This window comes from Streptomyces sp. ID05-39B (genome assembly GCF_033794725.1).
GTDB classification, from domain to species: domain Bacteria; phylum Actinomycetota; class Actinomycetes; order Streptomycetales; family Streptomycetaceae; genus Streptomyces; species Streptomyces bobili.
The window spans coordinates 1-19,543 of the sequence record NZ_JARGEF010000158.1; the positions used below are offsets into that span (position 1 = coordinate 1).

Sequence of the window (19,543 nt, forward strand, 5' to 3'; positions counted from 1 at the left end):
GGCGAGGCCGCCGCCCCCGCCCCGCTGCTCGCCGCCCGCCTCAGTGCCTCCGCCCGTGCCGCCCTGCGCTTCGCCGTCGCCCTCGACGGCGAGGTCCCGCACCAGGCCCATCTGCCCGCCCTGGTCGGCGACACCCACGCCGACGCCGCCCTCGGCGAACTGGCCGCCTGCGGTCTCGTCTCCCCGGTCGGCGGCCGCTACCGCCTCGCCGCCGGCGTCCAGGCCCAGTTGGAGACCGCCGGATACGCCGACGACGCCGCCACCCGCGCCCGTACGGCCGCCCAGCACTACGCCTGGTGGGCCGGACACCCCTCCGTCACCCCCGAGCGGGTGTGCGCGGAGGCCGACGCCGTCCTCGCCGCCCTCGCCGTGACCGTCCCGGAGACCGAGCGGCCCACCGCCGAAGGTGAGCAGGCCACCTCGGTCGAGCTGGCCCGCACCGCGGCGCCCGCCTTCGCCGCCGGACTCCGCTGGAGCGCCTGGGAACAGGCCCTGCACGAGGGCGCCGAAGCGGCCCGCCTCGCCGGAGAGTCCGCCGACCGGGCCTACTTCCACCACGAACTGGGCGTCCTCGCCCTCTGCACCGGACAGCTCGACCGGGCCCGCTCCGAGCTGGAGGCCTCCATCGGCCTGCGCGGCTCCCTCGCCGACAAGCGGGGCACCACGGCCGGCCGGCGCGCCCTCGCCCTCGTCGCCGACCGCTCGGGCGACGTACCCGGTCTGGCCTTCACCACGACGGCCGCCGAGGAGACGCCCGAGGCCCGCCACGAGGAGCCGCTGTCCCCGCCCCGCGGCATCATGGCGGCGCTCCCGTCGGCGCCGCCCACCGGGCCCACGCTCGTCACCGGCCGGCCCGCCGCCACACCCCCGGCCCACCGCGGCCGGGGCGGCCTGCGCGGCCTGGCCCGGCGCAACCTCGTCGCGGCCGGCGCGGGCGCCCTGCTCGTCGCCGTCCTCGGCACCGTCGTGACCCTCGGTGCCACCTCCGGCGCCGACCCGAACGCCCCCTCCGACACCGTGGGCGTCAACCCCACGCTCGACACGGGTGCGGGCGACGACGCCGGCGGCGAGACCCCCGGCGACGACACCGGGGCGGGGGACACGGGGGATGCGACCAGCAGCCCCAGCGATCCGGGGCCGGAGGTGACGTCGGGCGCCCCGTCGCCGACACCGACGGAGTCGGCGGAGCCGTCGCCGGATGCGAGCAGCTCGCACGGGACCGGAAATGGCTCCACCTCGCCCACGCCGACCGGCTCCCCGTCCACCAGCCACACCTCCGGCCCCTCCACGACACCGTCGGATTCCGGCTCCGCGTCGCCGAGCGACAGCGCCTCGCCGTCCGGGAGCGCGAGCGCCTCGGACCCGGCCGACCCCCCGAGCCAGGACACCTCCAGCTCGGCGAGCGACTCCATCTCCTCCGCTCCTGAGAGCGCGGCCTCCCCGAGCGGTTCCGGATCTTCGGACGCGGACTCGCTGATGTGACCCTGGACGAACGAAAGGGGCGGGTCCCCCGAAGGACCCGCCCCGTACTCGTCCTTCCGCCTCAGAACAGCCGCAGCTTGTCGTCCTCGATGCCGCGCATGGCGTTGTAGTCGAGGACCTGGCAGCCGATGCCACGGTCGGTGGCCAGGACGCGGGCCTGCGGCTTGATCTCCTGGGCGGCGAAGACCCCCCGCACCGGCGCCAGATGGGGATCGCGGTTCAACAGCTCCAGGTAGCGCGTGAGTTGCTCGACACCGTCGATCTCGCCGCGCCGCTTGATCTCGACCGCGACGGTCTGGCCCTCGGCGTCGCGGCAGAGGATGTCGACCGGTCCGATGGCCGTCATGTACTCGCGGCGGATCAGCGTGTAGCCGTCGCCCAGGATCTCGATGCGGTCCGCGAGGAGTTCCTGCAGGTGTGCTTCCACGCCGTCCTTGATCAGGCCGGGGTCGACGCCGAGTTCGTGCGACGAGTCGTGGAGGATCTCCTCCATCGTGATGATCAGCTTCTCGCCCGCCTTGTTGACGACGGTCCAGACGCCGGCCTCGGCGTCCGTGCCCTCCTTCAGCGTGCAGGGCGGCGACATCCAGTTGAGGGGCTTGTAGGCCCGGTCGTCCGCGTGGATCGAGACGCTGCCGTCCGCCTTCACCAGGATCAGACGGGGGGCGGAGGGGAGGTGGGCGGTGAGCCGGCCCGCGTAGTCCACGGAACACCGGGCGATGACGAGACGCATGGTCGGCAACGCTACTCGACGCCCCGGGTGCCACGCGATTCGCCCACCTGTCCCCCCTCACCACCCTTCCCAAGGGTCCGAGAAGTCGCACCATTTCACCTGGAAAACACGCGTTCGAAAGTGGCCGATACTGCGCCCCATCACGGCTCCCTATGTGCCCATTCTCCTGGTGCGGTCACGGTCCGTTGCCTACCGTAGAGAACGGGAGGTCGCGGTGCGTGTACTCAGCGTGCTCGGTGTCTGTGCATGGCGAACTCCCCCGTCCTGTCCGGCAACCCCTGCGCCTCGGGGGTGCGAGAGGAGTACCCATGTCGCTCGACGTCTCACCGGCCCTACTCGAACAGGCCGAGCGAGGCGAGGTCGACGAAGCAGAATTCGTCGACTGCGTCCGGACCTCCCTGCCTTACGCATGGGAGATGATCAGTTCCCTGGTGGCTCAGCTGAAGGTGGACGGCGGCAGGTTCGCCGACAACCAGACGCCCCCGCCGGACGAGCAGGCACGCGGGCAGTTGCTGCGGGCGCTGGCGAGTGACGCGATACGCGGCGCCCTGCAGCGGCACTTCGGTGTCCGGCTGGCCTTCCAGAACTGCCACCGGGTGGCGGTGTTCCCGTTGGACACATCGGTCGACGAGTCGCTGTCCCGCTTCACGTCGGTCCGCAGCCAGGTGCTCAACCAGTCCCCGGAGTTCCGGGACTGCTGAGGCTCTCGCTTGCCGCTCCTGACGCGTGCCGTCGGCTACGGGAGCGGCAAGTCGCCCGGCAGCGGGGCCGCTCACCGGAGGTGGGGGAGGACCTCCGAGCCCAGTCGCCGTACGTTCTCCTCCGTGGCCGCCAGGTCGCCGGAGCCCTCGACGAGCAGGGCGAAACGCGAGATGCCGGTCCGCTCGCTGGTCGCCGCGAGGCGGTCGGCGCACAACCGCGGAGTGCCCACCGGGTGCAGCCCGCAGAGGAGTTCGGTGTATGCCACCGGGTCCCGCATGCCTCGGGTCCGGCCGTCCACCGTCACATGGGCGTCGAGACCCTGTTTCAGCCAGCCCGGCATCGCCTTCACCAGCGTCTCCACGGCGTCGGTGCGGCGGTCCGCGATCTGGCAGACGCCCGCCGAGACATGGCCGGCGCCCCGGATCTCCTCCGGGGACCGCCCGGCCGCGCGCGCCTGCTGTCGCCACCGGGCGACCATCTCGGCCTTCTCCTCGTCCCCGATGTGCATGCCGAGCAGCATCGGCAGGCCCCGCTCGGCGGCCAGCCGCACACTCGCCGGGGAGGTGCACGCGACGACGACCTCCGGGCCCGCCGCGTCCGTGAGCGCCTCCGAGGGCCGCGGTACGACGGGAACCCGGCGGAACCGGAAACGCTCGCCGTCCGCCTCCACGGACGGTTCGCGCAGCCAGCGCACCAGCAGATCGAGTGATTCCGGGAACCCCGACTCGTACGCCTCCACGCCCGAGCCGAACACCTCCAGGTCGACCCACGGGCCGCCGCGCCCCACGCCCAGCGAGAAGCGTCCGCCGCTCGTCAGATGCAGCAGCGCCGCCTGCTCGCCCAGGGCGACGGGGTGCACGGTGGGCAGCACGCTCACCGCCGTACCCACCCGGATGCGCCGGGTGCGGCCCAGTAGCAGGGCCGCCAGGGTGATCGCGGACGGGCAGGTGCCGTACGGCACGAAGTGGTGCTCGGCCAGCCAGACCGAGTCCAGACCCGACTCCTCGGCGACCTCGGCGGAGCGGACGGCGCGGTGCAGCGCCTCCCCCTGGCCCTGCCCCGGGAACTGGGCCGCCAACACGAAGCTTCCAACACGCATGGGACTTTCCTGCTTCCTTGGCTCCGACACGGAGCTCCCCCACCCGGCATAAACGTCCGACACGTGCCGAGGACACGGCTCGGCGCGGAGATTTGCGGATTGTCTGGAGAATGGGCCGTCCGTGCGGCGCCCTACGGGGACCTGACCGCCACGGGTACCCCTGCCGGCTCCGCGTAGGCTGGTCGGCAACCCTGCACCCTGTATAGCCCCGTGAGGTGTCCCTTGTCCCCGCGTCGCAACCGACCCAAGGGTGACGACTCGTCCGGCCGGAGCGCCGAGGACGACCGCACGAGACGCTACGGCGGCTGGCAGTCCGGCGTCAGCTGGGAGGGCGAGGAGTGGAGCGTGCGGCACGTGGCGGGCGCGAGCGCCGAGGGCAAGACGTACCGCTGTCCCGGCTGCGACCAGTTGATCCCCGGCGGGATGCCGCACGTCGTCGCCTGGCCCGAGCACGCGGGGGTCGACGACCGCCGGCACTGGCACAAGGCGTGCTGGAACGCGCGGGACCGCCGCACCCCGGGGGTGCGGCGGTCCCGTAACGCGCCGAAGTTCTAGGAGTTCCGGAAGGCAGGCCCGGTCCCGGCTCAGACGTCCCGCTTCTCCAGCAGGGCGAAGGCGCCGCCGAGGGCGACGGCCGTGACGCCGAGGGCGATCCACAGCGGGTCCCAGCCGGCCGGACCGGTCTCCGTCAGCGAGGTGGAGTAGAAGACGCTCATCTGGTTGGGGATCGAGTACTCGAACAGGGCCTCGCGCAGGTCCTCCAGCGAGGACGAGAACATGAACAGCGCGATCACCAGCGGTGCCAGGACGAGACCGATCATGATGGTGATGGCGCCCGCCGAGTGGCGGATGATCGAGCCCATCGCCAGCGACAGCAGGCCGAGCAGCGCGATGTAGAGGGACACACCGACGGTGCCCTTCAGCCATTCGCCGGTGGAGGGGTCCCTGGCGTCCGTCAGCAGCGCCACGTCCACCAGCGCGACGAACAGGCACGACACCAGCGTCACCACGAAGGCGACCAGGAAGAACACGACGGCCTTCGCGGCCAGTACGCGGCCCCGGGACGGGCAGGCCACCATCGTGGTCCGGATCATGCCGGTGCCGTACTCCGAGGCGGTCGTCATCACGCCGAGCGTGATGACGCAGATGCTGCCCAGGAGCAGCCCGAAGAAGCCGAACGCCAGGGGGTTCTCGCCGTCCGCGCCGCCCTCCGAGGGGTTCGCGGCGACGACCGCCGCGGTCAGCAGCCCGATGCCGATGACGAGCAGGACGAACACGCCCAGCGTCCACATCGTGGAGCGCACCGAACGGATCTTCGTCCACTCCGAGGCGACGGCATTCCCCAGATGCGTCCGCACGACGGGGATCGGTGAGGTGTAGCCGGGGTACGAGGAGCCGGGCGCCGCCTGCCAGGCGGGCGCGGCCTGCGGGGCCGGGTTCTGGGGCGTGCTCATCGGGCGTCCTCGGTCGTGGTCGGGGCGGAAGCCTGCGGCGCGACGGCGGGCCGCTCCGACGCCTGCGGAGCGGCGGCCGGAGCCGCGGGGGGCTGTGCGGGGGCTGCGGGCGCGACGGGCGCGGCGGGTGCCGCCGGTGCGCCCGGCTGGGCGTACGGGTTGGGCGTGCCCGGCGCGGCGCCGTACGGTCCGCCCGGAGCGGCGGCTGGAGCGGTGCCCGGCATCGCCTGCGGGGGCGCGTAGCCCTGCTGCGGGCCGGGCGGGGCGTACCAGCCGGGCTGGCCCTGGCCGGGCACCGGCATCGCCGGCTGCGCGCCCGGCGGCAGCGGCTGCTGCAGCCCGGCCTTCTGGTCGGTGGTCGACCGGTAGTCGACGGCCCCCTGCGTCATCCGCATGTACGCCTCCTCCAGCGAGGCCTGGTGCGGCGACAGCTCCCACAGCCGGACGTCCGCCTCGTGGGCGATGTCGCTGATGCGGGGGAGCGGCAGGCCGGTGACGCGCAGGGCGCCGTCCTGCTCGGGCAGGACGTGACCGCCCGCCTCGGTGAGCGCTCCGGCGAGCTTCTCGCGCAGCTGCGGCTCGGTGTGCGGGGTGCGCACGCGCGCGAAGTCGGCGGAGTTCGCCGAGATGAAGTCGGTGACGCTCATGTCGGCGAGGAGCTGTCCGCGCCCGATGACGATCAGGTGGTCCGCGGTCACCGCCATCTCGCTCATGAGGTGTGAGGAGACGAACACGGTCCGCCCCTCCGCCGCGAGGGACTTCATCAGGTTGCGCACCCAGAGGATGCCCTCGGGGTCGAGGCCGTTGACCGGCTCGTCGAACAGCAGCACCTGCGGGTCGCCGAGCAGCGCGGCGGCGATGCCGAGCCGCTGGCCCATGCCGAGGGAGAAGCCCTTGGACCGCCTCTTGGCCACGTCCTGGAGACCGACGACGCCGAGCACCTCGTCCACCCGCCGGGCCGGGATGCCCGAGAGCTGGGCGAGGCTCAGCAGATGGTTGCGGGCGTGCCGGCCGCCGTGCACGGCCTTGGCGTCCAGCAGGGCACCCACCTGGCGGGCGGCGTTCGGCAGCTTCCGGTACGGATAGCCGCCGATCGTCACCGAGCCCGCGCTCGGGTTGTCCAGGCCGAGGATCATGCGCATCGTCGTCGACTTGCCCGAGCCGTTGGGCCCGAGGAAGCCGGTGACGGCGCCGGGCCGTACCTGGAAGGAAAGGTTGTACACAGCGGTCTTGTCGCCATAGCGCTTGGTCAGGCCGACTGCCTCGATCATGCTCCGCACCCATCAAAAGGTTCAGGACAGCAGGGCACACGCCCCCGTAAGGGTTAGGAGGATATCGGGGCGCTGACGGTTCCGCTCAAATCAAAGTAAAACCCAGAGGTTCACGCATCGCGTTTTTTCAGCAGCAGGTAGCCGCCCGCGAGGACCGCCACCACCCACGCCGCCATGATCGCGAGCCCGCCCCAGGGGCCGTACGGGGTGTCGTCGTCGAGCGGCGTGACCACCTGCATGATCCTGCTGCCGGCCTGGTCGGGCAGGTACTGGGCGAACTTCTTCGTCGCCCCGACGTTGCCCAGGATGGTCGAGATCAGGAAGAAGAACGGCATCAGGATGCCCAGCGACAGCATCGGCGAGCGCAGCATCACGGCCACGCCCATCGAGAACACCGCGATCAGCGTCATGTAGAGACCGCCGCCGATCACCGCCCGCAGCACCCCGCTGTCGCCGATCGACGCCTTGTGCTCGCCGAGCATGGCCTGCCCGAGGAAGAACGCGACGAAGCTGGTCGCCATGCCCACGACCAGCGCGAGCCCGGCCGCCACCGCGATCTTGCTGAACAGGAAGGTGCCGCGCTGCGGGACCGCCGCCAGCGAGGTGCGGATCATGCCGGTGCTGTACTCGTTGCCCACCACCAGCACCCCGAACACGATCATCGCGAGCTGGCCCAGACCCATCCCGGCGAAGCTGACGAACGTCGGGTCGAAGGAGAGCTGGTCGCCCCGGCTCATGTCGTCGAACTCGCTCTTCGACAGCGCCGAGATCAGCATGCCGAGGGCGATGGTGACCACCACGGCGAGGGACAGCGTCCAGACGGTGGACGCCACGGAACGGATCTTCGTCCACTCCGAACGGATGACCTGGGTCGCCGCCATCTCAGTCCTTCCTCCATCCGTCGCCCCACGGCTCCGGCTGCTCCAGGGGGGCGTCGCTGTGCGCGTGGTACTCGACCGACTCGGCGGTCAGCTGCATGAACGCCTCCTCCAGGGAGGCCCGCTGGGGGCTCAGCTCGTGCAGCACGATCTGGTGCTGCGCGGCCAGCTCGCCGATCCGCTCCGACTTGCTGCCGTCCACCTCCAGCACCTCGCCGGCCTCCACGGCGGTGATCCCGGCCTCGTGCAGCACATCGAGCAGCCGCTCCCGCTGCGGGGTGCGGATACGGACGAACGCCCGTGAGTTCTGCGCGATGAAATCGGCCATCGAGGTGTCCGCGAGCAGCCGGCCCTGGCCGATGACGACGAGGTGGTCGGCGGTCAGCGCCATCTCGCTCATGAGGTGCGAGGACACGAACACCGTCCGGCCCTGCGCGGCCAGCGACTTCATCAGGTTGCGGATCCAGTGGATGCCCTCGGGGTCGAGACCGTTGACCGGCTCGTCGAACATCAGGATCCGCGGATCACCGAGAAGGGCGCCCGCGATGCCCAGCCGCTGCCCCATGCCGAGCGAGAACCCCTTGGCCTTCTTCCGCGCCACCGACGTCAGTCCGACCATCTCCAGCACCTCGTGCACCCGGGCGGCCGGGATGCCGTTGCTCTGCGCCAGACACAGCAGGTGGTTGAAGGCGCTGCGCCCGCCGTGCATGGCCTTGGCGTCCAGCAGGGCGCCGATGTAGGTGAGCGGGTCCTTGAGCCGGTCGTAGTGCTGACCGTCGATCCGGACGTCCCCGGCGGTCGGCCGGTCCAGGCCCAGCATCATCCGCATGGTGGTGGACTTCCCTGCGCCGTTCGGACCGAGAAAGCCCGTGACGATGCCGGGTCTGACCGTGAAGGTCAGATTGTTGACCGCCACCTTCTCGCCGTACCGCTTCGTCAGGCCCTCGAGCTCGATCATGCGGCCACGCTAGGGCCGGTGCGCGGCCGGTGCCAACCCCGGCGGGCGAACGGCGGCCGAAACCCGTATGACAGGGAGCGGCCCACCCGAAAGGGGCGGCAGGACCGAAGTCCCACCGCCCCTCACCTCGATCGGATGACTACCGGGTCTGCTGCGCCGGCACACCGCGGGAGATCGGCTCGTCCTCGGCCGGGGAGCCGGCCGCGGCGACCGCGGCGCCCGTGAGGGTGGCGAGCATCTCGCGCACGTTCGTCAGCTGGGCGTTGATCGAGTCGCGGCGGTTGGTGAGAGCCGCCAGCTCGCGCTCCGATTCCGAACGGATGCGGTCCGCCTTGGCATTGGCGTCGGCCACGATGTCCTCGGCCTGGCGCTGAGCCGTCTCGACGGTCTGACGGGCCCGGCGCTCGGCGTCCGTGCGCAGCTTCTCCGCCTCCAGACGCAGCTGCTCCGCGCGGTGCTCGATCTCCGCGAGACGCTTCTCCGCCTTCTGCTGACGCGACGCCAGGTCGCGCTCCGACTGCTCGCGGCGCTTGGCGAGGTTCGTCTCGAAGTCGGCGGCGGCCTGAGCGGCCTTGGCGCGGGTCTCCTCGAAGAGGGCGTCCGCCTCCTCGCGCTTCTGCGCCGCGTCCTTCTGAGCCTCGGAACGCAGCTGAGAAGCGTCGCTCTTGGCCTTCTCGATGACCCGGACGCCCTCGTCCTCGGCCTTGGCCTTGCGCTCCGCGGCGAACGACTCGGCGTCGTTGCGGACCTGCTGGGCCGCGGACTCGGCCAGCTCGCGGTGCTGCTCGGCCGCGCGACGGGCCTCCTCGCGCAGGTCCTTGGCCTCCTCCTCGGCGAGGCGGAGGATCTTCTCGACACGCGCGCCGAGACCGGCGTACGACGGCTCGGCGTCGCTTACCTGGGCCTGGGCGTTCTGTGTCTCGAGGTGAAGCTCCTCGATGCGCTTTTCCAGAGCAGTGATACGGGCCAGAGCGCTGTCACGGTCGGAGACGAGCTTCGAGATGCGTTCGTCCACCTGAGCGCGGTCGTACCCACGCCGCACAAGCTCGAAGCCGTAGGGGGAAGTGTCGCTCATGGGGTTCCTGTCGAATGAGACCGGTGAGGTGATAGGTGGAATCCTAGGGGCCGAAGCGGTGTGTCATCGAGCGGATGCACGTTTGATACGGAGAATGAGACCCCTTTTGGGTGGCTAAGCGTCAGACGGCTTGCCAAAGACTTGGGCAAAGGCCCCAGACTTCAACGGAACGACCCCGTCCCGCTAATGGTCCGAGGACTTGCCACCCGATCGTGGAGCACCCACCGTCGCACCCGCCTTGACACCGCTGTCCTTGTTGCCCGGCGGCGCCTCGAAGGACTCCAGTGCCTCCAGCACGTCCTGGACACGCGAGATCTCGGCGTTGATGTCCTCGCGGCGGCGCACCAGCACCTCCAGCTCCCGCTTGCCCTCCTCGACCGTGCGCCGCGCCTCGCGGATCGCCTCGGCCTTCAGCTCCTCGGCCTCGCGGATCAGCGTGGCCTTCTTCTGCTCGGCCTCCTTCAGAAGCCCCTCGGCCTTCTTCACGGCGGCGATCCGGACCTTGCCGGCCTCCGAGTTGGCCTCCGACACCAGCTCCTTGGCCTTCGCCTGAGCCTTGCCCAGCTGCTCCTCGGACGCCTTGATGAGCGCGTCGCAGCGGTCGCCCGTCGACCTCATCGTCTCGGCGGCCTCGCGGCGGGCCCGGTCGTGCAACTCCTCGATCTCGGAGGTGATGCGGTCGCGCAGCTCCTCCGCCCGCTCCCTTATGGCGGTCGCGTCCCGGCGGGCGCCGACGAGCAGCTCGTCCGCGTCCGTACGGGCCTTCTCCACCCGCGAGTTGCCCTCGACCGTCGCCTCGGAGACGAGCCGGTCCGCCTCGGAACGGGCCGCGCCGACCATCGTGTCGGCCTGCGCCTCCGCCTCCGCGGTGGTCTTCAGCGCCTGCTGCTGCGCCTCGGTGAGCAGCTTGTCCGCCTCGGCGGCGGTCTCCGTGATGAGCGTGTCGACCTGCTCGGCGGCCTCGGAACGCCGCTTGTTGGCCTCCTTGCGGGCCTCGTCCAGCGTCGAGTCGGCCTCGTCGCGGGCCACGCTCAGCATGCGGTCGGCGTCCGCCGCCGCCTCCCTCTTGACCCGCTCGGCCTCGGCGCGCACCCGCTCGGCGTGCTGCCGCGCCGTACCCACCGTCTCGGCGGCCTCCGCGCGCAGCCGCTCCGCGTCGCCGGAGGCGTCCCCGATGAGCTTCTCGGCCTTCGCCACCGAATCGGCGCGCAGCCGCTCGGCCTCCGCGATCGTCTCCGACTGGAGCCGCTCGGCCTCGGCGATGGTCTCCGTCTGGAGCCGCTCCGCCTCCGAACGGGCCTCCGTGATGAGGGTGTCGGCCTGCGTCGCCGCGTCCGACCGGATGCGGTTGGCGTCGTCCCGGGCCTCCGCCCGGGTGCGCGACGCGTCCTGCTCCGCCTGCGCGATCGTGTCCGAGGCCTCCGTGCGCACCCGCTGGGCGTGCGCGGACGACTCCGAACGCAGCCGCTCCGCCTCCGCGATCGCGTCACCGACGGTCCGCTCGGCCAGCGCGCGGGCGGCCTCCGTCTCCTCGCTCGCCTCGCGCCGCAGCCGGCTCGCGTCCTGCGATGCCCGCTCCCGCTCCGAGTAGGCGTCGCCGCGGACCCGGTCCGCCTCCGCCTCCGCCTCCCGGCGCGTACGGTCCGCCGCGTGCTCGGCGGCGGAACGCAGCCCGGTGATCTCCTCCTGCGCCTGCTCGTGCAGCCCGGCCACGGAGTCCCGTACCTGCTGCGCGTGCTGCTCGGCCGCCGACACCATCTCGGTGGCACGGCGGTCGGCCTCCTCCACCAGCCGGACGGCCTCGGTCTGGGCGTCCTCCACCCGCCTGCGCGCCGAGGCCAGCAGCTCCTCGCTCTGCTCGCGGGCCCGCTCACGCTCCTGGTCGGCCTCCTGGCGGGCCGCGCCGAGGTAGTCCTCGGCCTCGTGGCGGCGCCGGGTGGCCTCCTCCTGGGCGGCGGCCAGCGTCTCGGACGCCTCGGCGGCCAGCCGCTCGGCGGCGGCCTGCGCCTCCGCGCGCACCCGGTCCGCGGTGTCCTGCGCCTCGGTCCGCAGCCGCTCCGCCTCGGCGGCGGCCTCCGACCGCAGCCGTACGGCGACGGACTCGCCCTCGGCCCGGGAGGCGGACGCGTCGGCGGCGGCCTCGTCGCGCAGCCGCTCGGCCTCCGTCTCCGCCTGCTGCTGGAGCGTACGGATCCGCTCGGCCGCCTCGGCGCGCAGCCGCTCGGTCTCCTCGGCGGCCTCACGGCGGATCCGCTCGGCCTCCTCGCGGGCGTCGCTGAGCGCCTCCTCGGCGGCGGCCAGCCGGGTCTCCGCCTCGGTGTGCAGCCGGGTCAGTTCCTCGGCGGCCTCCGCCCGACGGGCCTCGACGGCGCGCTCGGCCTCCTCGCGCAGGGCGAGCGCGGCCCGCTCGGCGTCCGCCGTGATGATCTCGGCGGACTCGACGGCCTCGGCGCGGTGGCGCTCGGCCTCCTTGCGGGTGCGCTCCAGCGTCTCCTCGGCCTGCCGGCGCAGCGAGGTGGCCCGCTCGATGGCCTCCGTGCGGACCTTCTCGCTGTCCGCGGTGGCCTTCTGACGCAGCTCGTCGGCGTCCTGACGGGCCTTCGCCAGTAGTTCCTCGGCGGTCTTGGCCGCCTCCTCGATCTGCTGGACGGCCTCCTTGCGGGCCTCCGCGCGGATCTTCTCGCCCTCGGCGACCGCGTCGGCGCGCAACTGCTCGGCCTCGCCGCGCAGCCGGCGCGCCTCCTCCTGGAGTTCGACCGTCTTGGCGCGGTACTCCGCGGTGTCGTCCTTCGCCGCGCCCTTGAGCTGCTCGGCGATGTCGTGCGCCTCGGCGCGCAGCCGGTCGGCCTCGGTCTCCGCCTCGCGGCGGATCCGCTCGGCCTCCTCGGCGGCGGCCTTCGTGGTGCGCTGCGCGTCCTCCTGCGCCTTGTTGAGGACGTCCTCGGCGGTCTTGGCCGCCTTCGACAGCTGGGTGGCGCTCTCCTCGGCGGTGAGCGTGCGGGCCTTGTCGGCGGCCTCGGCGAGGACCTTCTCGGCCTCGGCGCGGGCGTCGGCGACGAGCTGCTCGGCGTCCGCCTTGGTGGCCTCGGCCTCCTTGGTGGCCTCGCTGACCAGCCGGGCGACCTGCTCCTTCGCCGTACGGGTGCGCTGCTCGTTGGCCGACTCGGCGCCGGAGAGGGTCTTCTCGGCGGCGGCCTTGGCCTCCGCGACGACCTTCTCTGCCTCGGACTGCGCCTTGCGCAGCGCCTCCTCCGCCTCGGCCATGCGCTGCTCGGCGGTCCGGCTCAGCTCGGTCGCCTGGCGGCGGGCCGTGTCGGACTCGGTGGCCGTGGAGCTGCGCAGCGCCTCGGCGTGGTCGGTGGCCTCCTGGGCCTGGGTGGAGGCCGCGTTCAGCAGGCGCTCGGCGTCCGTACGGGCGCGGCGCAGCAGCTGCTCGGCCTCGGCGCGGGCCGACTCGGCGTCGCTCTGGAGGCGCTGGCGGGCCTCCGTGGTGACCCGCTCGGCCTCGGAGCGCGCGGCTGCCAGGGCCTGCTCGGCCTCGGCGCGCGACTCCTCCAGCAGACGGCGGGCCTGGGCCTCGGTGCGGGCACGCAGCTGTTCGGCCCACGCGACGTTCTCGTTGACGTGCGACTCGACGGTCTGCCGGCGTTCCGCCAGTTCCTGGTCGAGCTGCTGGCGACGGGTGACCGCCTCCTGGTGCAGCTCCGCCTGGAGCCGGGCCGAGTGTTCGGCGTGCTCCTGGAGGATGCGCTGGGTCTGCGAGCGGGCCTGGCTCAGCTCGCGCTCGGCGTCGGCGCGCAACTGGTCGGCCTGCATCTGCGCATTACGCAGCAATTGTTCGGCCTGGTAGCCGAGGTCCCCGCCGTCGAAGGAGGGCCGGGACATGATGGTGCGCCGCGCCTCGTGCAACTTGGCGCGCAGCACCTCGACCTGGTAGCCGAGGTCCTCGGCGTGCTGGATCGCCTTTTCCCGCTCGGTCTTCAGCCGCTTCATCTCGGCTTCGAACCGCGTGAGGTGGTCGACGTCAGCCGCCGGCTCCCGCTCCTGGCTCTCGTAGCCCCGCACTGCGCGGTCCCATCCGTCCCCTGGTCGCAAGCTTCTCCGTACGAGCTCCGTCCATCCGCCGGACGGGGCCCCCGGGGAATGGTGTCAGATCGACGGCGGAGCGCGGGCTGCCGCCCCGATGCTCGTCCCCCGAACCCGGACCCCGGACGGGTCCTGCCGACATGACGGCAGGACACCGGTCGCCCTGGCTGGAGCGGCGACCGACCCCAACCCTACCGGCCCATATGTACGAGGGTCAGTGCTCAGGTGACTCAACGGGCGCCGAAGTGACCAGTTCTGTCAGTACTCCGTGGCAATCCTTGGGGTGAAGGAAGGTGATTCGTGACCCCATGGAGCCGCGTCGGGGCTCTTCGTAGAGCACGCGTACCCCCTTGTCGCGGATGTCCGCCGCGTCCCCGTCGACGTCCGCCGTGCCGAAAGCGATGTGATGGACGCCCTCGCCGTTCTTCGCCAGCCACTTCCCGACGGCGGAGTCCTCCCGCGTCGGTTCCAGGAGCTGGAGGTACGAGGCGCCCCCGTCGGACGTATCGTTGATCTTGAGCATGGCCTCGCGTACGCCCTGCTCCTCGTTGACCTCGGAGTGGAAGACCTCGAAGCCGTACGTCGCCCGGTAGAACTCGACGGTGGCGTCGAGGTCGTGGCAGGCGATCCCGATGTGGTCGATTCGCGTCAGCATGGTGTCAGTGCAGCGCGGCGGGCGTGGTTACGCAACGTGCGCGCGATCACACCCACCGCCCGATGACGGGTGAAGTACCGGTCAGTACATTCGAAGTAAACCCTCGTTCACTCCTCGGCCCGTGCAAGGCCGGTAAGGGGAATCGCAGCTCATGACTGGATCGACTGGAACCAACAGCACGACCTCGGTGATCGTCGCGGGCGCCCGGACGCCCATGGGACGGTTGCTGGGCTCGCTGAAGTCCTTCTCCGGAGCCGACCTCGGCGGCTTCGCGATCAAGGCCGCCCTCGACCGTGCGGGTATCGGCGGCGACCAGGTGCAGTACGTGATCATGGGCCAGGTGCTCCAGGCCGGCGCGGGCCAGATCCCGGCCCGGCAGGCCGCGGTCAAGGCCGGCATCCCGATGAGCGTCCCGGCGCTCACCGTCAACAAGGTGTGCCTGTCCGGCCTCGACGCCATCGCGCTGGCCGACCAGCTGATCCGCGCGGGTGAGTTCGACATCGTCGTGGCGGGCGGCCAGGAGTCCATGACCAACGCTCCCCACCTGCTGCCGAAGTCCCGCGAGGGCTTCAAGTACGGCGCGATCGAGATGCTCGACGCGATGGCTCACGACGGGCTGACCGACGCCTTCGAGAACATCGCCATGGGTGAGTCCACCGAGAAGCACAACACGCGCCTCGGCATCGCCCGCCCCGAGCAGGACGAGATCGCCGCCCTGTCCCACCAGCGCGCGGCCGCCGCCCAGAAGAACGGCGTCTTCGAGGCCGAGATCACCCCGGTCGAGATCCCGCAGCGCAAGGGCGAGCCGGTCGTCTTCAGCAAGGACGAGGGCATCCGCGCCGACACCACCGCGGAGTCCCTCGGCAAGCTCCGCCCGGCCTTCACCAAGGACGGCACGATCACCGCGGGCACGTCCTCGCAGATCTCCGACGGCGCCGCGGCCGTGGTCGTGATGAGCAAGGCCAAGGCGCAGGAACTGGGCCTGGAGTGGATCGCCGAGATCGGCGCCCACGGCAATGTGGCGGGCCCGGACAACTCGCTCCAGTCGCAGCCCTCCAACGCCATCCTGCACGCCCTGAAGAAGGACGGCCTGGAGGTCTCCGACCTCGACCTCGTCGAGATCAACGAGGCCTTCGCCGCCGTGGCCGTGCAGTCGATGAAGGACCTCGGCGTGTCGACGGAAAAGGTGAACGTCAACGGCGGCGCCATCGCCCTCGGTCACCCCATCGGCATGTCCGGCGCCCGGCTCGTGCTGCACCTGGCCCTGGAGCTGAAGCGGCGCGGCGGCGGCATCGGCGCGGCAGCCCTGTGCGGCGGCGGCGGCCAGGGTGACGCGCTGATCGTGCGGGTCCCCAAGGCCTGAGTTCCCTGTACGTCATCACCTGAAGGAACCCGAACGGAGCTGTGATGCAGGACGTCTCCTCGCTGGTCGCCCAGGCCAGGGAAGGCCGGCCCCGGGCCGTGGCCCGGCTGATCTCCCTGGTGGAGGGGGCGTCGCCGCAGCTCAGGGAGGTCATGGCGGCACTGGCCCCGCTGACCGGCAACGCCTACGTGGTGGGCCTGACCGGCTCGCCCGGCGTCGGCAAGTCGACGTCCACCTCCGCGCTGGTCACGGCGTACCGCAAGCAGGGCAGGCGGGTCGGCGTCCTGGCCGTCGACCCGTCCTCGCCGTTCTCCGGCGGCGCCCTGCTCGGCGACCGCGTCCGGATGTCGGAGCACGCCTCCGACCCCGGCGTGTACATCCGCTCCATGGCCACCCGCGGTCACCTCGGCGGGCTGGCCTGGTCGGCTCCCCAGGCCATCCGGGTACTCGACGCGGCGGGCTGCGAGGTGATCCTCGTCGAGACGGTCGGCGTAGGCCAGTCGGAGGTCGAGATCGCCTCCCAGGCCGACACCAGCGTGGTCCTCCTCGCCCCCGGCATGGGCGACGGCATCCAGGCCGCCAAGGCCGGAATCCTGGAGATCGGCGACGTGTACGTCGTCAACAAGGCCGACCGCGACGGCGCCGACGCCACCGCCCGCGAGCTGAACCACATGCTGGGCCTCGGCGAGTCCCGCGGCCCGGGTGACTGGCGGCCGCCGATCGTGAAGACGGTCGCCGCCCGCGGTGAGGGCATCGACGAGGTCGTCGAGGCGCTGGAGAAGCACCGCGCGTGGATGGAGGAGCACGGCGTCCTCGCCGAGCGCCGTCGTGCCCGTGCGGCCCACGAGGTCGAGACGATCGCCGTGACCGCCCTGCGCGAGCGCATCGGCGACCTGCACGGCGACCGCCGCCTCAGCACCCTCGCGGAGAGGATCGTCGCCGGTGAACTCGACCCGTACCGGGCGGCGGACGAACTGGTGACGGGCCTGACCCGGGGACGGTGACGCGAGCGCAGCGGGCGCGGTCTCGACAGGGGGCCGGCCGAGCGGGTGAAGTGAGGGACTGACGGGCGTCAGTCGTCCTCGCCGGTCTCGTCCCGGCCGTCGTCGGCACCGTCGTCGTCACGGTCCGCGGTGAGCTTGGCGTCGGTCAGGGTGACGTTCCAGTCGCGCTCCTTCGCCGACGAACCGTCGGTCTCCACGCCCCAGGCGCCGGCGCCGTCGTCCTCCAGGTCGACCGAGGTGACGAAGCCCTTCGAGGCGGCCGTCCCGGCGGCCTCGGCGGCGGTGACGTCGCTGCCCTTGAGCAAGGCGCGGGCCTCCCGGACGTCGTCGGCGTCGTCGGCTCCGTCACGGGAGGTGTGGGTGCCGAGGACGCGGCCAGTCGCCGGGTCGACGAGGACCTCGTAGAGGGTCGTGCCGGTGCCCAGGATCTCGACCTCCCAGCCGCGGTCGTCGTCCCCGGCCTCCGTGTCGAGGTCGGCGGAGACGGCCGTGCCCGGCCGCGACTCCAGCGCCGCCGCGATCGCCTCGGCCGCGGTGACCCGGGCGGAGCCGGGTGCCCCGGCCGCGGTGACCGTGGCCGAGCCGGCTGCCTCGGCGGCCGGCCGCACGGTCCGGACGTCGGCCGTCGTACCGCGTGCGTCGTCGTCCGCGAAGGCGGCCGCGGTGCCTGTGCCGATCGCGACGGACGCGACGACGGCGGCGATGACGAGCTTGCGCTTCATGGGGTTTCCTCCCGCTGTGGTGCTGCTTGGGTTGCGTCTGCTTCGGTTGCGTCTGCTTGGTTGGCGTCTGCTTCGGTTGCGACGGGGACCACGCTGCCCGAACCGACCTGAACGCACGCTGAAGCAACCTGAAGATCGCTTCAGGTGGGATTTGCGACCCTGGGCGCATGCGCCTGCTGATCGTCGAGGACGAACGCCGTCTCGCCCTGTCCCTCGCCAAGGGCCTGACCGCTGAGGGCTTCGCCGTGGATGTCGTCCACGACGGGCTGGAGGGTCTGCACCGCGCGAGCGAGTCGCCGTACGACCTGCTCGTCCTCGACATCATGCTGCCCGGCATGAACGGCTACCGGGTCTGCTCCGCCCTGCGCGCCGCCGGGAACGACATCCCGATCCTCATGCTCACCGCGAAGGACGGCGAGTACGACGAGGCGGAGGGCCTGGACACGGGCGCCGACGACTACCTCACCAAGCCGTTCTCCTACGTCGTCCTCGTGGCCCGGGTGAAGGCCCTGCTGCGGCGCCGGGGGCAGGGCGCCGGGGCCTCTCCGGTGCATGTGCTCGGCGAGCTGAGGGTGGACACCGCTGCCCGCCGGGTGTTCCTGCGCGGCGACGAGACCGCGCTCACCGCCAAGGAGTTCGCCGTCCTGGAGCAGCTCGTGGTGCGGGCCGGAGAGGTGGTGTCGAAGACCGAGATCCTCGACCACGTCTGGGACTTCGCCTACGACGGCGACCCCAACATCGTCGAGGTGTACGTCAGCGCACTGCGTCGCAAGCTGGGCGCCGGGCTGATCCGCACGGTCCGCGGCGCCGGGTACCGGCTGGAGCGGGCGGAGGCGGGCCGGTGAGACGCCGTCTCGCGTCCGTCCGGGCGCGCGCCACCCTGGGCACCACGCTCGTTGTCGCCGTGGCGCTGCTCGCCGCCGGGACGGCCGTCCTGCTGTCCCTGTGGACGAACCTGAGCGACCAGGCGAGCACCCAGGCGGAACGCACCGCGCGCGAGGTCGCCGCCGAACTCGCCGCCGGACAGCCGTACCGCGCACTGTCCCTGGACGACGACGACCGGCCCGTCCAGGTCGTCACCGAGGACGGGACCCTGGTCGCGGTCAGCGAGCACCTGGAGCGGATCAGCGGGACGGGGACGGACGCGGTGCGCCCGGTGAGCCCTCCGGCCGCCGCACCGAGCGGTGACGGGGACGGGGAGGGAGACGGGGACGCGGCCGCGGACGCGGAAGACGACGACTCCGCAGGGGCCGCCGGGCTGCGGCCCGGTGAGATCGCCGAGGATCCCTCCTACAGCGACGGTTCCGCCACCGTGGACGGCGAGAGCGCCGACTACCGCTTCGCCGCCGTCGAGGTCGAGGTCGAGACGGAGGACCGCGGCACGCTCACCGTGTACGCGGGCGCGCCCTTGTCCACCGAGCGCACCGCGGTCCGCACCGCGCTCACGGTCATGCTGATCGGCTTTCCTCTGGTGCTGGCCGTCGTCGCGGGCGTGACCTGGCTGATGACCCGGCGCGCGCTGCGCCCGGTCGAGGGCATCCGGCGCGAGATGGCCGCGATCACCGCCTCCGCCGACCTCGCCCGCCGGGTGCCCGAGCCGGACACCCACGACGAGGTCGCCCGGCTCGCCCGCACCACGAACGAGACGCTGGCCGCGCTGGAGGCGGCCGTGGAACGGCAGCGCCGCTTCGTCGCCGACGCCTCCCACGAACTGCGCAGCCCCATCGCCTCGCTGCGCACGCAGCTCGAGGTGGGCGCGGCGCACCCCGCGTTGCTGGACGTGCCGGGTGCCGTCGAGGACACCGTGCGGCTCCAGAACCTGGCCGCCGACCTGTTGCTGCTGGCCCGGCTGGACGCGGGGGAGCGGCCCGCGGACGCCCGTGTCGACCTGGCCGCGCTGGCACGCGAGGAGGCGGCCGGCCGGGTCGGGGTGAGCGTGGACGCGGAGCCGGCGGAAATGTCCGGATCGCGCGGGCAGTTGCGACGGGTGCTGGCCAACCTTCTCGACAACGCGCAGCGGCATGCCCGCGAGGCGGTCACGGTGACCGTGCCTTTAAAAAA

General features: G+C 72.2%; 16 protein-coding genes and 1 pseudogene. 7 read left to right on the forward strand and 10 right to left on the reverse strand.

What is annotated here, in order from left to right:
• Nucleotides 1–1,482: pseudogene (locus tag P1P75_RS27795) on the forward strand (ATP-binding protein); the annotation flags it as partial.
• Nucleotides 1,483–1,543: 61 nt separating this feature from the next.
• Here P1P75_RS27795 and nucS read toward each other — a convergent pair.
• Complete coding sequence (gene nucS, locus P1P75_RS27800; RefSeq protein ID WP_167396243.1) at nucleotides 1,544–2,215, reverse strand: endonuclease NucS; 672 nt, start codon at nucleotides 2,213–2,215, stop codon at nucleotides 1,544–1,546.
• Nucleotides 2,216–2,523: 308 nt separating this feature from the next.
• Between nucS and P1P75_RS27805 the strand changes: the two genes are divergently transcribed.
• Nucleotides 2,524–2,916 (forward strand): SCO5389 family protein, encoded by a 393-nt coding sequence (locus tag P1P75_RS27805; RefSeq protein ID WP_319260298.1) that lies wholly within the window; start codon nucleotides 2,524–2,526, stop codon nucleotides 2,914–2,916.
• Between the two features lie 71 nt (nucleotides 2,917–2,987).
• Here the strand turns inward: P1P75_RS27805 and P1P75_RS27810 are convergent, their stop codons facing one another.
• On the reverse strand, nucleotides 2,988–4,016 hold the full coding sequence (locus P1P75_RS27810; RefSeq protein ID WP_319260301.1) for an LLM class flavin-dependent oxidoreductase: 1,029 nt from the start codon (nucleotides 4,014–4,016) through the stop codon (nucleotides 2,988–2,990).
• A gap of 222 nt (nucleotides 4,017–4,238) precedes the next feature.
• Between P1P75_RS27810 and P1P75_RS27815 the strand changes: the two genes are divergently transcribed.
• Complete coding sequence (locus tag P1P75_RS27815) at nucleotides 4,239–4,571, forward strand: ATP/GTP-binding protein (protein ID WP_319260303.1); 333 nt, start codon at nucleotides 4,239–4,241, stop codon at nucleotides 4,569–4,571.
• 29 nt (nucleotides 4,572–4,600) lie between these two features.
• On the opposite strand, the gene P1P75_RS27820 is transcribed toward P1P75_RS27815, so the two are convergent.
• The 7 genes from P1P75_RS27820 to mce form a co-directional block, all read right to left on the reverse strand.
• Nucleotides 4,601–5,470 carry an ABC transporter permease gene (locus tag P1P75_RS27820; protein WP_319260306.1) on the reverse strand — a complete coding sequence of 290 codons (870 nt, stop codon included), beginning with the start codon at nucleotides 5,468–5,470 and terminating at the stop codon, nucleotides 4,601–4,603.
• Nucleotides 5,467–6,741: an ATP-binding cassette domain-containing protein gene (locus P1P75_RS27825; RefSeq protein ID WP_319260307.1), complete on the reverse strand. Its 1,275-nt coding sequence runs from the start codon at nucleotides 6,739–6,741 to the stop codon at nucleotides 5,467–5,469. Before P1P75_RS27825 ends, P1P75_RS27820 begins: the two co-directional genes overlap by 4 nt.
• Nucleotides 6,742–6,851: 110 nt before the next feature.
• Nucleotides 6,852–7,622 carry an ABC transporter permease gene (locus tag P1P75_RS27830; protein WP_319260309.1) on the reverse strand — a complete coding sequence of 257 codons (771 nt, stop codon included), beginning with the start codon at nucleotides 7,620–7,622 and terminating at the stop codon, nucleotides 6,852–6,854.
• Nucleotide 7,623: 1 nt separating this feature from the next.
• Nucleotides 7,624–8,577 carry an ABC transporter ATP-binding protein gene (locus P1P75_RS27835; RefSeq protein WP_319260311.1) on the reverse strand — a complete coding sequence of 318 codons (954 nt, stop codon included), beginning with the start codon at nucleotides 8,575–8,577 and terminating at the stop codon, nucleotides 7,624–7,626.
• A 139-nt stretch (nucleotides 8,578–8,716) separates the two neighbouring features.
• Nucleotides 8,717–9,652: a cellulose-binding protein gene (locus P1P75_RS27840; RefSeq protein WP_086767722.1), complete on the reverse strand. Its 936-nt coding sequence runs from the start codon at nucleotides 9,650–9,652 to the stop codon at nucleotides 8,717–8,719.
• Nucleotides 9,653–9,835: 183 nt separating this feature from the next.
• Entirely contained in the window at nucleotides 9,836–13,717 is a 3,882-nt protein-coding gene (gene scy, locus P1P75_RS27845) for a polarized growth protein Scy (protein ID WP_319260314.1), read from the reverse strand.
• A 235-nt stretch (nucleotides 13,718–13,952) separates the two neighbouring features.
• On the reverse strand, nucleotides 13,953–14,393 hold the full coding sequence (gene mce, locus P1P75_RS27850) for a methylmalonyl-CoA epimerase (RefSeq protein WP_073499834.1): 441 nt from the start codon (nucleotides 14,391–14,393) through the stop codon (nucleotides 13,953–13,955).
• Between the two features lie 151 nt (nucleotides 14,394–14,544).
• Here mce and P1P75_RS27855 point away from each other — a divergent pair, with 151 nt between their 5' ends.
• Both P1P75_RS27855 and meaB read left to right on the forward strand, forming a co-directional pair.
• A complete protein-coding gene (locus tag P1P75_RS27855; RefSeq protein WP_319260318.1) occupies nucleotides 14,545–15,756 on the forward strand; it encodes an acetyl-CoA C-acetyltransferase in 1,212 nt (403 codons plus the stop codon).
• A gap of 44 nt (nucleotides 15,757–15,800) precedes the next feature.
• Complete coding sequence (gene meaB / locus P1P75_RS27860) at nucleotides 15,801–16,760, forward strand: methylmalonyl Co-A mutase-associated GTPase MeaB (RefSeq protein WP_319260320.1); 960 nt, start codon at nucleotides 15,801–15,803, stop codon at nucleotides 16,758–16,760.
• Nucleotides 16,761–16,828: 68 nt separating this feature from the next.
• Here meaB and P1P75_RS27865 read toward each other — a convergent pair whose 3' ends face one another.
• Nucleotides 16,829–17,482, reverse strand: a complete 654-nt coding sequence (locus P1P75_RS27865; protein WP_319260323.1) for a PepSY domain-containing protein — start codon at nucleotides 17,480–17,482, stop codon at nucleotides 16,829–16,831.
• Nucleotides 17,483–17,649: 167 nt separating this feature from the next.
• Between P1P75_RS27865 and P1P75_RS27870 the strand changes: the two genes are divergently transcribed.
• The gene (locus P1P75_RS27870; protein WP_319260326.1) at nucleotides 17,650–18,327 is read left to right on the forward strand and encodes a response regulator transcription factor; all 678 of its coding nucleotides are present in this window, start codon (nucleotides 17,650–17,652) and stop codon (nucleotides 18,325–18,327) included.
• The coding region (locus P1P75_RS27875; RefSeq protein ID WP_319260328.1) for a histidine kinase dimerization/phospho-acceptor domain-containing protein at nucleotides 18,324–19,543 on the forward strand (1,220 nt) is incomplete at its 3' end. The genes P1P75_RS27870 and P1P75_RS27875, both read left to right, overlap by 4 nt.

Excerpts from the sequence above, each read along its gene's own strand:
- nucS (WP_167396243.1), bottom strand. The coding sequence starts at position 2,215 with ATGCGTCTCGTCATCGCCCGGTGTTCCGTGGACTACGCGGGCCGGCTC.
- P1P75_RS27805 (WP_319260298.1), top strand. The coding sequence starts at position 2,524 with ATGTCGCTCGACGTCTCACCGGCCCTACTCGAACAGGCCGAGCGAGGC.
- P1P75_RS27810 (WP_319260301.1), bottom strand. The coding sequence starts at position 4,016 with ATGCGTGTTGGAAGCTTCGTGTTGGCGGCCCAGTTCCCGGGGCAGGGC.
- P1P75_RS27820 (WP_319260306.1), bottom strand. The coding sequence starts at position 5,470 with ATGAGCACGCCCCAGAACCCGGCCCCGCAGGCCGCGCCCGCCTGGCAG.
- P1P75_RS27825 (WP_319260307.1), bottom strand. The coding sequence starts at position 6,741 with ATGATCGAGGCAGTCGGCCTGACCAAGCGCTATGGCGACAAGACCGCT.
- P1P75_RS27830 (WP_319260309.1), bottom strand. The coding sequence starts at position 7,622 with ATGGCGGCGACCCAGGTCATCCGTTCGGAGTGGACGAAGATCCGTTCC.
- P1P75_RS27835 (WP_319260311.1), bottom strand. The coding sequence starts at position 8,577 with ATGATCGAGCTCGAGGGCCTGACGAAGCGGTACGGCGAGAAGGTGGCG.
- P1P75_RS27840 (WP_086767722.1), bottom strand. The coding sequence starts at position 9,652 with ATGAGCGACACTTCCCCCTACGGCTTCGAGCTTGTGCGGCGTGGGTAC.
- mce (WP_073499834.1), bottom strand. The coding sequence starts at position 14,393 with ATGCTGACGCGAATCGACCACATCGGGATCGCCTGCCACGACCTCGAC.
- P1P75_RS27855 (WP_319260318.1), top strand. The coding sequence starts at position 14,545 with ATGACTGGATCGACTGGAACCAACAGCACGACCTCGGTGATCGTCGCG.
- meaB (WP_319260320.1), top strand. The coding sequence starts at position 15,801 with ATGCAGGACGTCTCCTCGCTGGTCGCCCAGGCCAGGGAAGGCCGGCCC.
- P1P75_RS27865 (WP_319260323.1), bottom strand. The coding sequence starts at position 17,482 with ATGAAGCGCAAGCTCGTCATCGCCGCCGTCGTCGCGTCCGTCGCGATC.
- P1P75_RS27870 (WP_319260326.1), top strand. The coding sequence starts at position 17,650 with ATGCGCCTGCTGATCGTCGAGGACGAACGCCGTCTCGCCCTGTCCCTC.